Source organism: Micromonospora sp. 050-3, assembly GCF_046549335.1.
Taxonomy (GTDB): Bacteria; Actinomycetota; Actinomycetes; order Mycobacteriales; family Micromonosporaceae; genus Micromonospora; species Micromonospora trifolii.
On record NZ_JAJPVX010000001.1, the window covers coordinates 2,750,135 to 2,764,011 of the forward strand.

At 72.3% G+C, this 13,877-nt stretch carries 14 protein-coding genes; 5 read left to right on the forward strand and 9 right to left on the reverse strand.

The genetic code is table 11. The features are described 5' to 3' along the window. Window positions 1-252: 252 nt before the first annotated feature. Entirely contained in the window at window positions 253-1,104 is an 852-nt protein-coding gene (locus ACLJOK_RS12610) for a hypothetical protein (RefSeq protein ID WP_410818503.1), read from the forward strand. Window positions 1,105-1,134: 30 nt separating this feature from the next. On the opposite strand, the gene ACLJOK_RS12615 is transcribed toward ACLJOK_RS12610, so the two are convergent. The 5 genes from ACLJOK_RS12615 to ACLJOK_RS12635 form a co-directional block, all read right to left on the reverse strand. Beyond that, window positions 1,135-1,656: an ATPase gene (locus ACLJOK_RS12615; RefSeq protein WP_410818504.1), complete on the reverse strand. Its 522-nt coding sequence runs from the start codon at window positions 1,654-1,656 to the stop codon at window positions 1,135-1,137. A gap of 114 nt (window positions 1,657-1,770) precedes the next feature. Next, entirely contained in the window at window positions 1,771-2,217 is a 447-nt protein-coding gene (locus ACLJOK_RS12620; protein WP_124819418.1) for a response regulator, read from the reverse strand. 84 nt (window positions 2,218-2,301) lie between these two features. After that, entirely contained in the window at window positions 2,302-2,649 is a 348-nt protein-coding gene (locus ACLJOK_RS12625) for an STAS domain-containing protein (RefSeq protein ID WP_410818506.1), read from the reverse strand. Window positions 2,650-2,766: 117 nt separating this feature from the next. Beyond that, window positions 2,767-3,804: a cobalamin-dependent protein gene (locus ACLJOK_RS12630; RefSeq protein WP_410818507.1), complete on the reverse strand. Its 1,038-nt coding sequence runs from the start codon at window positions 3,802-3,804 to the stop codon at window positions 2,767-2,769. Beyond that, window positions 3,801-5,558: a PP2C family protein-serine/threonine phosphatase gene (locus tag ACLJOK_RS12635; RefSeq protein ID WP_410818510.1), complete on the reverse strand. Its 1,758-nt coding sequence runs from the start codon at window positions 5,556-5,558 to the stop codon at window positions 3,801-3,803. The genes ACLJOK_RS12630 and ACLJOK_RS12635 overlap by 4 nt, the downstream gene beginning before the upstream one ends. 211 nt (window positions 5,559-5,769) lie before the next feature. Here ACLJOK_RS12635 and ACLJOK_RS12640 point away from each other — a divergent pair, with 211 nt between their 5' ends. After that, complete coding sequence (locus tag ACLJOK_RS12640) at window positions 5,770-6,108, forward strand: STAS domain-containing protein (protein ID WP_410818511.1); 339 nt, start codon at window positions 5,770-5,772, stop codon at window positions 6,106-6,108. A gap of 73 nt (window positions 6,109-6,181) precedes the next feature. Here the strand turns inward: ACLJOK_RS12640 and ACLJOK_RS12645 are convergent, their stop codons facing one another. After that, on the reverse strand, window positions 6,182-6,496 hold the full coding sequence (locus ACLJOK_RS12645; RefSeq protein ID WP_410818512.1) for a hypothetical protein: 315 nt from the start codon (window positions 6,494-6,496) through the stop codon (window positions 6,182-6,184). 200 nt (window positions 6,497-6,696) lie between these two features. Between ACLJOK_RS12645 and ACLJOK_RS12650 the strand changes: the two genes are divergently transcribed. The 3 genes from ACLJOK_RS12650 to ACLJOK_RS12660 all read left to right on the forward strand — a co-directional run bounded on the left by ACLJOK_RS12650 (window position 6,697) and on the right by ACLJOK_RS12660 (window position 9,737). Further along, a complete protein-coding gene (locus tag ACLJOK_RS12650) occupies window positions 6,697-7,674 on the forward strand; it encodes a DUF2267 domain-containing protein (protein WP_410818514.1) in 978 nt (325 codons plus the stop codon). Window positions 7,675-7,789: 115 nt separating this feature from the next. Next, the gene (locus ACLJOK_RS12655; protein ID WP_410818515.1) at window positions 7,790-8,584 is read left to right on the forward strand and encodes a spermidine synthase; all 795 of its coding nucleotides are present in this window, start codon (window positions 7,790-7,792) and stop codon (window positions 8,582-8,584) included. Between the two features lie 58 nt (window positions 8,585-8,642). Continuing rightward, on the forward strand, window positions 8,643-9,737 hold the full coding sequence (locus ACLJOK_RS12660) for an AI-2E family transporter (RefSeq protein WP_410818516.1): 1,095 nt from the start codon (window positions 8,643-8,645) through the stop codon (window positions 9,735-9,737). Window positions 9,738-9,752: 15 nt separating this feature from the next. Here ACLJOK_RS12660 and ACLJOK_RS12665 read toward each other — a convergent pair whose 3' ends face one another. From ACLJOK_RS12665 to ACLJOK_RS12675, 3 genes are all read right to left on the reverse strand, one after another. After that, on the reverse strand, window positions 9,753-11,054 hold the full coding sequence (locus ACLJOK_RS12665; RefSeq protein ID WP_238679012.1) for an NAD(P)/FAD-dependent oxidoreductase: 1,302 nt from the start codon (window positions 11,052-11,054) through the stop codon (window positions 9,753-9,755). A gap of 54 nt (window positions 11,055-11,108) precedes the next feature. Next, entirely contained in the window at window positions 11,109-13,262 is a 2,154-nt protein-coding gene (locus tag ACLJOK_RS12670) for a glycogen debranching N-terminal domain-containing protein (RefSeq protein WP_410818518.1), read from the reverse strand. An 87-nt stretch (window positions 13,263-13,349) separates the two neighbouring features. Next, the gene (locus tag ACLJOK_RS12675; RefSeq protein ID WP_410818520.1) at window positions 13,350-13,874 is read right to left on the reverse strand and encodes a GNAT family N-acetyltransferase; all 525 of its coding nucleotides are present in this window, start codon (window positions 13,872-13,874) and stop codon (window positions 13,350-13,352) included. Window positions 13,875-13,877: the final 3 nt, after the last annotated feature.

The following is a 13,877-nucleotide window of genomic DNA, read 5'->3' on the forward strand; positions in this document are numbered from 1 at the left end:
CGGGGGCCGGTTGGTGGAGGTGGGGCTCGGGTGTTCGGGTGAGTTCGGGAGGTGGCCAAGGGCTTGGCCGGCGGGGTGGCGGGGCGACCGGATTTGGCCGGCGAATCGGGAATAACCGTCTGGGGTGATCCGCGAGGTTGATCAGCTTCGCTCGTGTTTTGCCCGCTAAAGTCGGCATGATCAGGGCAAATTGTGGCGCATGCCACCGTACGGGCTGGTGGCATCGGGCATTCAGCTCTTTAACCTCGGCAGGTGCATCCCGACGACCCCTCCGACCAGAAGCTGACCGAAGCGCGCCCGACCACCCTCTCGGACGACGCCACATCAACCGAACGGACGATCGGCCGTCACCGCGCCGCCGAACCGTCGCGGCGCGCCCTGCTGGGCTCGACCCCGGTGCGGGTGGCGCTGGCCACCGGTGTCACCTGCTGCCTCAGCCTCGTCGCGGTCGCCACCGCGCGCGGCAACGACGACACCCCCCGCCCGGTTGAGCCGCTCGCCGAGGCGGTGGCCGACCGCGCCGCCATCGCCGACGAACGCGCCTCCCGGTCGCTGGACCGCGACGCCGCCCCCGCCCGGATCCTGCCGCCCAGCCCGACGGCGAAGCCCACGCCCACTCCCACCGCCGTCCGCAAGGCGCCCAAGAAGCCGGTCAAGCCCCGCCGCCCCCGACCGGTCGCCGGCCTCGACCAGGCACAGATGGACAACGCAAAGATCATCGTGGACGTCGGCCTGGAGATGAAGATGCCGCGTCGGGCCCTGGTGGTGGCACTGGCCACCGCCATGCAGGAGAGCAACCTCTACAACCTGGCCAGCGACGTCCTGCCGGAGTCGGCAGAGTACCCGAACCAGGGCAGCGGCTCCGACCACGACTCGGTCGGGCTGTTCCAGCAGCGGCCCAGCAGCGGCTGGGGCACTGTGGCCCAGCTGATGCGCCCGTCGTACGCCGCGCGGGCCTTCTACACGGCGCTCAACGAGATCCCCGGCTGGCAGGACATGAGCGTCACCACCGCCGCGCAGTCCGTGCAGATCTCCGCCTACCCGGACGCGTACGCCCAGCACGAGGATCGGGCGACCACCGTCGCGGCGGCGCTCACCGCCTGAGCCGGGCACCCACGCCCGCGCCCGCGCGTCTCAGCGACGACCGGGTGGAGGCTCCACGCCCGCGTCCCGGCCGCCGACCCCGACCCGACTGCCCGGCACCCCGGCGGCCGCGGTGGGGGTGTCGGCGGGCACCTGGTCGACAGTCACCTGGCTGAGGATCTCGTCCACCCGCACCTCGCGCCGTCGACGAGCGTCCAGCGCGGCCTCGAAGTCGCGTCGGGCCTGCACGGCCTCCGTGTACGCCCGCTCCCGCACCCGCCGTGCCTCCTCGCGGGCCTCGTCCAGCTCGGCGCGGGCCCGGGCCCGGATCTCGGCCGCCTCGTGCCGCACCGCGTCACCGGCGTGCCATCTGGCGGCGGCGTCGCCCAGGTCGAGCCGTTGCAGGAGCCCGCTGAGCCAGGCCGCCTCCTGGCGGATCTCGTCCCACTCCCGGGCCGCCCCGGCCGCCCCCTCGGCCCGCGCCGCGAGCCGGGACAACCGGATCCCCAACTCGTCCAGGCAGTAATCCACCTGCCGCTGGTCGTAACCGGTCTCAACGACGGAGAACCTCATACTGTCGCCCCCCAGGCAGCTGCTGTTATTTCCCCACCTGGATCCTCGGCCGCGACCGCTCGCGCCGAGGGGGTTCGGGAAAAATGTTCAGCATGCGCGCAGGTGGCGCGGGCGTCAGCCTCGCTTGGGCAGCACGACGACCCGGCCGAAGAACTCGTCGATGCGGCGGACCACGTCGTTGAAGTCGTCCAGGTCGATCGGCTTGGTGACGTACGCGTTGGCCTGCAACGTGTAGCTGCCGACGATGTCGGTGTCGGCGTTGGAGGTGGTCAGCACGACGATCGGGATGGTCCGCAGATCCTCGTCCTGCTTGACCGCCCCGAGCACCTGCCGACCGTCCATCCGGGGCATGTTCAGATCCAGCAGGATCACGTCCGGTCGGCGGGCCTGCTCGTGCCGGCCTTCGGCGCGGAGGAACTCCATCGCCTCCTCGCCGTCACTCACCACGTCGATGATCTTCTCGACGTCGGAGTCCGCCAGCGCCTCCTCGATCATCAGCACGTCACCCGGGTCGTCGTCGACCACCAGGATGCGTACCGGCTGCGGGCTGTCTGCGCCCATCACTACCTGCCTCGGAGTCGGCGGGGACGGGACCCTGACGGTCACCGCTTTGGCGGGGAAATGCTGGCGGGGAAATCTAGCCCATCAGGAAGCACTGCGGGACGCGGGGTCGACCGACTCCGGTTCGTAGCGCAACACGTCGGCGAGGCCGGTCACCCGCAGCACCCGCTCGACCCGCCCGTTCGCACCGGTGAGCCGGAGCCACCCCCCGTCGGCCGCCGCCTGATTGTCGCCCCGGACGAACACGGCCATCCCGGTGGAGTCGCAGAACGTGAGGTCGGTCAGGTCGAGCAGCACCCGGGTCTCGCCCGCCGCGGTGAGCCGGTCGATGGCGGCGGTCAGCTCGGGGGCGGTGCTCAGGTCCAGCTCGCCCACGAGCCGCAGGCAGGCGCCACCACCGTCGCGCTCGACGTGATTGACGCTGAACGTCACCGTTCTCCCCCTCGCTCCACCATCGGGTGGGACGTTTGCAGTCCGGCAAGTATACGCAGAGCTGCCTCGTCCGCCGCCGAGCGCGGTGATCGATCCGGCTGCCACCCGGCGGGTCGGTCAGCGGGCCGTGCCGGGCAGCGCCGCGCATCCCAGCGCCAGCGCCCGCGCCGCCCGGGGGAAGTCCCGCAAAGCGGCGGCGTAGTGCTCCAGCGGCAGGACTACCGCCCCGGCGGGCACCCCACGACTGCGCAGAATCTCCGACAGCCACTCCACGAACTCGGTGAACAAAGAGTGGTCGTCGACGTAGACCGCAGCGGCCAGAAAATCCACTATCTGGCCCAGGTCGCTCACTGTCGCGTCGAGCTGCGCGTCGCTGTACGCCCGCGCCGCCGGCACCCGCTCCCGCAGCTCCGCCAACGCGCTGTCGATCAGCTCACCGCGACGGCGCACCAGGCTGGCGTACTCGTCGTCGGCCAGGTGGGCCAGCCGCGCCGGCGGCACCCCGCGCAGCGCCCGCTCGTCGGCGATCAGCTCGGCCGCCGAGGGCGCGTCCGGTGCCCACGCCACCCCGAGCCGGCGCGCCCACCGGCCGTCCGTGCCGAACCCACGCCCGCCGACCACCACCGGCACGTCCGAGCGGCGGCAGGCCTCGATCATCCGGTGGGCGTACGGCAGGCGCATCGGTAGCGCGCACGCCAGCGCGACAGCGTGCGCGTCGTAGCGGTGCAGGTACGACACGAGGTGCGCCGCCGGGACGCTGGCACCCAGGAAGGTCACCTGCCACCCGCGTAACCGCAGCACCTCCGCCACCAGCCGGGGCGGCAGCGCGTGCCACTCGCCGTCCATGCAGGCGACAACGACCCGGCCGCCGGTTGGCCGCGGTTTGACGTGCGCGGAGACTGCCGCCACCACCTGCTCGCTGATGTGGGTGGCCGCGTGCTCCTGGGCGACGCTCCACTCGTTGCGCGCCCACCGCTCGCCCACCTCGGCCTGGGCGGGCGCGACAAGGTCGAGCAGCACCCGCTCCGCTGGGACGCCCGCGTCGAGCAGGCCGATCGCCAGGTTGGTCGCGGCGTACTCGTCGGCGTCGGCGAGGTGGTCCAGGTATCCGGAGTACGCGTCGCCGAGATCGGTGGTGGCCGTGGCGGCGGTCACGCGTCGGTCCCCTCTGCGTGGTCGATGCCGGCGGGCACCGAGTGCAGGTGCCGTGCCCCGCGCCCGCTCAGGCCGGCCGCCCGCAGCGCCAACACGGCGATGTCGTCGTGGTCGCCCTGCGCCAGCCAGTCGCAGGTGAGCTGCTCGACCCGTTCGGCCAGGGCCGGCGCGGGCATCCGGTGGCAGCCGGTCAACGCGGTGACCAGTCGCTCGGCGCCGAACTGCTCGTCGCCGCGTCGCCCGCCCCGGGCCTCGGTCACGCCGTCGCTGTAGAGCAGGCAGGTCTCGCCCGGCGCCAGCCGCACTGTCACCTCCCCGACGCGGGGGTCGGGGACCACTCCGATCAGCATGCCGTGCAACGGCACCGTCTCCACCTCACCGGAGGCGCGCAGCACCAGTGGTGGCAGGTGCCCGCCGCCGGCCATGGCGAGGGTGAGGCCACCGTCGCGCTCCGGGCGGGCCACGCCGAGCACGATGGTGGCGAAGCGGCCCTGGCCGTGCGCCTGGGTCGTCTCCAGCAACGCGTCGTTGAGCAGCCGCAGCAACCGCGCCGGGTGCGACTCCAAGCGGTGCAGCGCCTGGAGGCACTGGCGAAGTTGGCCGGTGAAGACGGCGGCTTCGACGCCCTTACCGGACACGTCGCCGAGGAAGAACACCGAGCCGCCGTCGGTGAGCCGGTGCGAACCGTAAAAGTCACCGCCGATGCGCAGCCCCGCCTGCGCGGGCCGGTACGCGGTGCCCCACTGCACACCGACGGCCTCGACCGGCTCGACCGGCAGGAGGCTGGCCTGGAGGGTGTCGGCCACCTCGGCCTGGTCGCGGTAGAGCAGCGCGGTGGTCAACGCGGCGCCGGCGCGGGCGGCGAACGCGCGAACCAGCTCCACGTCGTCCTCGTCGTACCAGCGGGTGGCGCGACGGGCCACCAGCAGCACACCGACCGGTGCGTCGCGGCCTGGCAGCGGGACGACCCGGGCGGCGCTCTCGGCGCCGGCCAGCCCCGGCAGCCAGCCGGCGTCGACCGCCTGCTCGACCAGCCAGTCCACCGCGTGCGGCTCGGCACCGGTCAACCCGTCGGCAATGGCGGTCGGCAACTCGCCGCCGGCCAGTACGCCGCTGTCCACCGTCGGCACCTCGTCGTCGGTGCGCGAGGCCCGCCACCAGCGGGCGCGCCCGGCCCGCGGGGCGAGCACCAGCACCGCCACCTCGGCCAGGGTCGGCACGGCGAGTCGGACGACAGCGGCTGCCGCCCGGTCGGGGTGCAGGGGGTTGCCCAGCTTGTCGCCGACCACGGCCAGGAACGCCGAGCGGGCCCGCTCGGCGAGCAGCGCGTCGGCGCGGCTGACGCTGTCGGTGACGTCCTCGACATACCAGCAGCAGCGGTCACCGGAGAGCGGCACCTGGCGCGCGGTGAGCCGGTGCCCGCGATGGGTGAACCCCCCGGGGACGCCGTTGCTCAACCCGGGCACACCGGCCGCGCTGAGCAGCTCGCCGGGTGTCACCTCGGGCAGCAACCGTTCAGCCACCGGGCTGACGTGCCGCACGACGCCATCGGCGTCGCAGACCACCAGGCCCTCGCGGAAGTGCTCGACGACCTCTAACCAGTCGGGCGTGGCCTGACCCCGGTCGGGGGCCAGCGGCGGCAGGGCCGCAGTGGGGCGGCGAACGTCGGCGGACCACGCCGAGGGTCGTGTCGCGCTCGGCGTGGAGAGCCGTCCGTCGCCCGGGTCCCAGTCCCTGACGTCGGAAGCAGTCACCAGCTGAGCCTCACTCCTTGTCGTTCACCGAACCCGTGCCGGAACCGGCGTCTACGGTCAAAACTCTCCAGCCACCCTACGCCCGAACCCGGAAAGCGGCATCTCACGGCGGGTGGCGGGCACCGCCACGGCGGGGGTCCTGGACGAGGGACACGGGGGCGCGTCGCGGCCCCCGCTTTGCGTTCTGTCGCTCGACAAGCAAAATGGTGGGATGCCCGATCAGCTGTTGACCATCGAGACAACCCGGCTCGCCGCCGGGAACGTCCGACTCCGGCTGACCGGCGAACTCGACTACGACAGCGCGCCCCAGCTGATCGCCGCGGCAGGCGAGCTGCGCGGCGACGATGACGCCCCGGTGCTGGTCGACCTGACCGAGGTGACCCTCTGCGACTCCTCCGGGCTCAGCGCGTTGCTGGTGGTGCACCGCGCCGCCGGGGCGATCCGACTGACCGGGGTCAGCCCTCAGCTCCAGCGGATGCTGGATCGCACGGGTCTGACTGAGTTGCTGGCCGTGGCGTACGCCGACGACGACGTGCGCGCCATCGGCTGACCCGCAGGCCACCTCCAGAACAGACGGGGTGGCCCCCGACCCTGGGACCTGGGGTCGGGGGCCGGAGGAATGTCTAGGGCACCGTCATCGGCTGGAGCCGGGGGCCGTTCTCACGCAGGTCGCCGACTGGAGCCGCGTCCACGTCCTCGGGCTCCCCCGAATCGGGCGTCTGGTACAGGTAGCGGACGAACTGCCCACCCGCCTCGTTGTCGTCCGCACCGGGCCACTGACCGATGCAGTCCATCCCGATCACCTCGCGGCCTGTTCCGTCGGCCTCCTCCAGCAACGCCCACAGGCTCACCGGGTAACACCTGGTGACCTCGGGTGTGAGCTGCCAGCGGGCGTACCAGCCGGGTCGAGCGGGGACGATCTCGACAACTTCCTTCATGACGACCTTCCTTCCGCGTACCTCGGAAGAACTCCGGTCCTGACCCGATCGTGCGGGCCGTGCGGGTGAACACCCCTCACCCCCGCCGGATGAAGCGTGGCGCAGGCCGGTCCGACCCGGCCGGCGGCCTCCGTTTCGTTCTCCGGGACGGCGGGAAGGCGACTGGCGCAGCAACGATCCCCAGCGGAAGGGATGCCAGCATGCGCAAGCAGATGGAGGGCGACAACCAGAGGCGCCGGGCGCTGGCCCGGCAGGCCCGGGAACAGAATCGCCAGCCCAGCGAGATCGGCGCCAGCCTGAGCGCGTCCAAGCAGCTCACGAGCCTCGATGCGGGTAAGCGCGCCGGCCCGCCAGCGGCCGGGCCGCACAAGTCGGACACCACGCGCGGTGGGCCGGCACCGCCGCCGATCGGTAGCGCCGACAACCCGCGACCTCAACCGTCCCCGCCGAGCGGCGCGGCCGGTGTGAACAGCATGGGCTACCACGACCTGGTCGACGAGGTCCGGCGTCGCGCCGGGGTCGACTTCAAGACCGCCAAGGTGGGCACCGAGGCGACGGTGCTGGTCCTCGCGTTCGCCCTGGAGGCCGCCGAGCGGCAGCGGCTGCTCGCCGCGGTGCCGGCGTCGCTGCACGACGTGGTGCCGGTCGACGGCATCGAACGGCACCAGGACCTGCCCGGCTTCCTGGCCGAGGTGGGCCGGATCAGCGGCAACACCCCGGAGCAGGCCCGGTACCAGGCCGAGGCGACGATCGCCGCGCTCGCCGAGCAGGACGGCGACCTGGTCGAGTCGTTGCACGTACCCGACGGGTTGCGCGACCTGCTGAACCCGCCGGAGGCCGGCGGCGGCCTGGTGGGCGCCTCCACCACCACGCCCACCCTGGACGCCGACGAGATCAGCGCGGCGCTGGACGACCTGCCCTACTGGGCCGGCGACAGCCAGGGCCTCTACCGGGTGGTCGCGCTGCCGCCCGACAACCTGGACCGGGTGCTCGCCCGGCTCGACCGGCTGCGCCAGGACAACGGCCGAGGCCCGAGCATCGGGCGTCCGGGCGACACCGCCGCCGTGTTGAGCGTGCGGACCAACCAGGCCAACGGGGTCACCGCGCTCGACGTGGACCTCGCCCGCCAGATCGACGACGCGATCGACGAGGTGGGTGCCGGGATGGCCGGCGGCTGACCGGACACCACGACATCGGCGGGCCGGCGGACCGGGGGCGACCCCGCTCCGCCGGGCCGTCCGCCGCGCCGGGCCCCGGGCCGGGTGCACCATGGGCTCGGCTAGCGTGCCGGATATGAACCGCGCCGCCGACCGGCTGGAGCTGGTCGCCGACCCGGTCCGCCGGACCGGGCGGACACTGTTGTCCGCCGGTGTCGAGCAGTCGTACGTGGATGTCGAGGACCCCCGGCACCTGCACTTCGAGTACGTCCGGCGGATCGCCTCGGCGGTGGAGGTGGCGGCCCCGCCCGGCGCCCCGCTGAACGTCCTGCACCTGGGTGGCGGCGCGTTGACGTTGCCCCGCTGGCTGGCCGTCACCCGACCCGGCTCCCCGCAACGGGTCGTCGAGCGGGACGCGGCGGTGGTCGAGCTGGTGGCCCGGGAGTTGCCGCCGCTGCCGCCGGAGGTGCGGGTGGAGGTCGCCGACGCCCGGGACGCCCTGACCGGCACCCCGGACGGCCGGTACGACCTGGTGATCGCCGACATCTACCGCGCGGCCCGGATGCCCCGGCACGTGCGCACCGTCGAGTTCGCCGCCGAGGTGGCCCGCGTCCTGCGCCCCGACGGGTCGTACCTGGTCAACGTCACGGACCTGCCGCCGCTGGTCGGGACCCGGGTGCAGGTGGCCACGTTGCGGGTGGTCTTCGCCGACGTGTGCGTGTTCGGCGACCGGCGGATGCTGCGCGGCCGCAGGTACGGCAACCTCGTGCTGGCCGCGACCTCCCGCCCCGGCGGGCTGCCGGTGGCCCGGCTGGCGGTGGCCGGCCTGCGCGACCCGGTGCCCGGCGGGCTGCTGCACGCCGCCGCGCTCGACACGTTCGTCGCCGGCGCCCACCCCGTCACCGACGCGGACGACAACTCCCGCCACTGATCGCCGTTGTGCCCGCAATGCCGGGTTTCCGACGGCACGCGCGGGGAAGGCCCGCCGGATGAGCAACGCCGACAATCGGGAGACCGGCCGCCGAACGCTGATCGTGATCGGTCTGGTGCTGGCGACCGCGCTCGCGCTGGGGTTCGTGTACGCGACCCGGCGGGTGCTGGTCTGGGCGGTGGTCGCCGCGTTCTTCGCCGTCGCGCTCAAACCCCTCGTCGACCGGCTGCAACGCCGTTTCGTCCGGCGTCGGGCACTGGCCACCCTGCTGGTGTTCCTCGCCGCGTTCGTGCTGCTGGCGATCCTGGCCGCGCTCATCCTGGTGCCGTTGTTCGGGGAGTTGGGCCGATTCGCCGACCGGGCGCCCGAGCTGCTGCGGGAGGCTCGCGCCGGACGGGGCCCGGTGGGGCAGGTGCTGGAGCGCACCGGGGCACGACGTTACGTCAGCGAGCATTCCGAGCAGCTACGTGACCTGGGCGGCCGGCTGCGCCAACCCGCTGTCGGTGTGCTGCGCGGCGTCGTCGAGTCGGTCGCCGGGCTGGTCACTGTCATCGTGCTCGCGTACCTCATGGTGTTGGAGTCGCCGCGGATCACCCGCGGCCTGCTCGCGGCGGCCGGGGACGGTCAGGGCGAGCGGCTGCGCCGGGTGGGCCGGGAGGTGTCGCGCACGGTCACCGGCTACCTCACCGGGAATTTGCTGATCAGCGTGATCTGCGGGGCGTTGACCTTCGTGGTGCTGACCCTCACCGGGGTGCCCTTCGCGGCGGTGATCGCCCTGCTGGTGGCGGTGGCCGACCTGATACCGCTGGTGGGGGCGACCCTCGGCGCGGTGATCGCGGCCGGCGCCGGGTTCCTGCACTCCCCCACCGCCGGGGTGGTGGTGCTGGTGTTCTTCGTGGTCTACCAACAGCTGGAGAACCACCTGCTCCAGCCGCTCATCCTGTCCCGCGCGGTCCGGCTGAACCCGTTGACGGTGCTGATCAGTGTGCTGCTCGCGGCGGAGCTGGCCGGTCTGCTCGGCGCGCTGCTGGCCATCCCCGCCGCCGGCATCATCCAGACCCTGCTGCGCGAGTACGGACCGCGCCGGCTCCGACCCGCGCCGCCGGCCGGTCCGGCCGCACGGTCCGCGCGGTCGACCGGCTCCACCGACTGACCGCGCGGGGCCCGCTCAGCGGGACCGGCTCGCGACCTCGGGTGTGGTGCTCTCCAGCGGGACCGCGTTCGCCGGCACCAGCCCCAACTGGACCGCGGACCGGGTCAACGCGGCGTCCAACGCCCAGTCGGCGCTGACCCGCGTGCGGTTTCCCGGCATCGCCATCAGGTGGTACGCCCGGGTGACCGCCTTGGCCGGCAACCCGGCCAGGTTGACCTGCAACGGGTTCGCGGCCGCGTCCTTGCCACCCAGGTCGACGACCCAGCCCAGGTCGTGGTGCTTGTACGGCTTGCGGCGGCCGAATCCGTACGACGCGGCGATGTTGTACGCCGCCCGCTTACCCTGCCGCTGCGCGTGCTGGGCGGTCATCCCGCACACCTTCCCCGGGTTGACCAGGTCGGGCACCGCAGCGGCGTCCCCGCAGGCGAAGACCTCCGGGTAGCCGGGAACGTTGAGGAACTCGTCGGTGACCAGTCGACCCCGGTCGGTCCGCAGGCCCAGCTCGTTGACGAACGGGTCGGGGCGCACCCCCACACACCACACCAGGGTGCAGGTCGGCACGTACTCGCCGTCGGTGAGTTTCACCCCGTCGCAGGTCGCCTCGGCTACCGAGGTGCCCATCCGCACGTCCACCCCACGCCGGTTGAGCACCTTGTGCGAGGTGTCCGACATCCGCTTGTCCAGTTCCGGGAGCACGCGGGACGCGACGTCGAGCAGCATCCAGCGGGGCCGGACGGTGAGTCGGGGCCGCTGGGCGTGCAGCGCGTCGGTGAACAGCTGCCCGTGCGCCGCGACCTCGGTGCCGGTGTAGCCCGCCCCGACCACCACGAACGTGGACCGGGCCTGCTGCTCGGCCGGATCCTCGGCCTGCTCGGCCAGCTCGATCTGCCGGACGATGTGATCATGCAGGTAGACGGCCTCGGGCAGGCCACGGAAGCCGTGCGCGTACTCGGTCACCCCCGGGATGGGCAGCAGCTTGTTGACGCTGCCCACGGCGAGCACCAGCCGGTCGTACGCCAGTCGGTTCTTCTCCCCCTCGGCCTGGGTGAACCCGACCCAGCGGTTCTGCAGGTCGACGTGGTCCGCCTCGCCGACCACCACCCGTACGCCCTTGAGCGTCCCGGTCAGCGGCACGGCGATCCGTTTGGGCTCGACCACCCCGGCCGCCACCTCGGGCAGCAGCGGCAGGTACAGGAAGTAGTCGGTGGAGTTCAGCACCACGATCTCGGCCCGGTCCCGGGCGATCCGGCTCAACGTCTTCGCCGCGTGGTAACCGGCGAACCCGGCCCCCACGATCACCACACGAGGTTTCGTCATTGCGGGCCGTTTCCCGTCGAAGCCCCGAACAAACGTCCGGCGCGCCAGCCGCGGTCAGCTCGACTGAAGCCGGACGTGGCCGCTCTGACCCACCGCCTCCAACTCCCACTGCTGGCCGAACGCGCGGACCCGCTCGGCGGTGATCCGGCCCAGTTCCGGAGGAACGTCCGGGTCGAGCACCAGCCGTCCCTCGACCGGGTTGACGCCGAGCATGGCGCGGATCAGGGCCAGCGGCGTGCCGGCCGCCCACGCCTGCGGGCTGCAAGCGGTCGGGTAGGGCACGGCGAAGATCAACCGCTCCCGGTCGAACCCGCTGAGCGCCTCAGGCAGGCGGTAACCAAACTGGTCGGCCGCCTCGATCATCGCCAGACTGATCCGGTTCGACTCGGCTCGGTAGCCGTAGCGGGCCAGGCCGAGTGCGGCGATCGAGTTGTCGTGCGGCCAGACCGTGCCCAGGTGGTAGCCGAGGGCGTTGTAGAGCGTTTCCTCCCGGGACAGCGTGCGGATACCCCAACCGGAGAACATGTCCGGCGACATGAGTTGACGCACCACCGCCTCGGCCCGGTCCGGTGGCACAATCCCGCTCCACAGCAGGTGACCCATGTTCGACGTCTTGGAGTCGACGCGGTTCTTGTCGCCGTCCAGCGCAACCGCGTAGTAGCCGCCCCGCTCATCGATCCAGAAGTCGCGGTTGAACCGCTCGTGCAGGGTGTTGGCCTCGTCGCGCAACCGGTGGGCCAACGCGGGGTTGTCCAACGGCCCGTCGAACAACTCGGCCAGCCGCAGCTTGGCGTCGTAGGTGTAGCCCTGCAGGTCCGAGGTGGCCAGCGGGAGCACGGGGATCCGGCCGTCGGCGAAGACGACGCCGTCCGGGGAGTCCCGCCAGCACTGGTTGCCCAGCCCTTCGGGCGAGCGGGTGGCGTACTCGACGAAGCCGTCGCCGTCCCGGTCGCCGTACTCATCGATCCAGCGCAACGCCGCCAGCGCGTTGTCCTGCAGGTGCCGGACGGTCTCGTCGTCGCCGGTCCAGCGCCAGTACTCGGAGAGCAGGATCAGCCAGAGCTGGGTGGCGTCGGCGCTGCCGTAGTACGGCCCGAACGGCTTCTCGCCGCTGCGAGTCAACTCGCCGCTGCGCACCTCGTGCAGGATCTTGCCGGGCTCCTCGTCGGTGAAGTCGTCGCACGTCTCACCCTGCAGCCGGGCCAGGGCGAGCAACGCACCCTTCGCCAGTGCGGGCCCGGCGACCAGCGTCTGATAGGCGGTGATCAGCGTGTCCCGGCCAAAGACGGTGAGGAACCAGGGCAGTCCGGCACCGGGCAGCAGAATCCGCTGCCCCTTGACCTCCAGGTCGAGGCGCAGTGCCGCCAGGTCGTTGCGAGACTGCCGCACGGTGCGCTCCACCGTCGCGTTGTCGCTGCGCAGCACCGCCCGGTCCTCAAGCCACCGGCGCAGCGGGTCGTCGGCCCGGCCGTGGATGACGTCGGCGATATCACCCCGGACCGGCTCGACCACCCCCATCCCGGGCGGCAGTGGCACGTGCAGGTCGACCTTCCACTCCTCGCCGCGGCCCAGTTCCAGCTCCCAGACCAGGTCGTCGCCCTCGATGCGGTCGGCCGGCTTCGCGCTGCACACCCGGGTCTGCGCGGAGAAGTCACCGCGCTGGTAGGAGAAGCACAGCTCGGACCCGTCGGCGGCGTGGTGGCGGGTGATCTCGGCGGAGCGGTCCCGGACCCTCGATTTCACCTCGAACAGGTCGGCGAAGTCGGCGGCGACGGCCAGCCGTAGCTCCACCCGGACCGGCTCCAGCCGGAAGGAGACCAGTTCCACGCGCTCGTGAAAGCCGTCGCCGACGTAGCGCAGCCGTCGCAGGCCCAGCGTGTTCGGCGGCAGCCCCGGCAACTCCGGGTTGGTCAGCACGTACTGCGCGGAGTAGTGGTCGATGGTCTCGGCGCGCAGCACCAACAGCTCGCCGCCGTTGACGGTCAGCCTCCAACCACTGATCAGGCGGGTGTCCAGGTGGACGAGCCCACCGATGCTGCCCGTCGGCACATCGCCGCACGCGTTGGAGTACAGGAACGTGGGCCCGCTGAGCACCGCGAGAGAGTCGGGGCCCAATTCGGGCGGGATGGCCCGCTGGTCGGCGCTGTCCGCCTCCGCGAAGGACAGGCCGGGGAAAGGGTTGGCAGGGGTCGCGCGAGCGGCAGCCATGACACCCACCGTAGGAAGCAGGGTACGGAGAGTCATCACCCGGTCCGGGTGAAAGTTGCCGAGCAGCGCTGCACGCCGACTGGCAGTTCAGGCCTGCGGCGCGGTGATCGCCCAGCGCTCGTGGTCGCGCCAGGCACCGTCGATGAACAGGTAGTCCGGGGAGAAACCCTCCAGCCGGAAACCCAGCTTGCGGGCCACCCGCCGCGACGGCTCGTTGCCCGGTTGGATGTTCGCCTCCAACCGGTGCAACCCGACCGAGGTGAACGCGTGATCGATCACCAGGGCGACGCCCGCCGAGGCGTGCCCGGTCCCGCTGTACGGCAGGAACGCCGCGTACCCCAGGTAGCCACCACGCAGCGCGCCGAGCACGATCCCGCTGATGTTCACGTAGCCGGCGATCTCGCCGCTGGCCCGGTCGCAGATCAGGTAGCCGGCGCTGTCGCGGCGACGGATCCGGCGCAGATAGAGCTCGTACTCCTCCGGGTTGGCCGGCGCGGCCAACCACGGGTGGTGCAGGTCCCGACTGCGACGCACGGCGGCGACGAATTCGTCGGAGTCGGTGGGCCGGGGTCGCCGGATCGCGGCGGGACCACCGGTACGCAGGTATCTCACGGC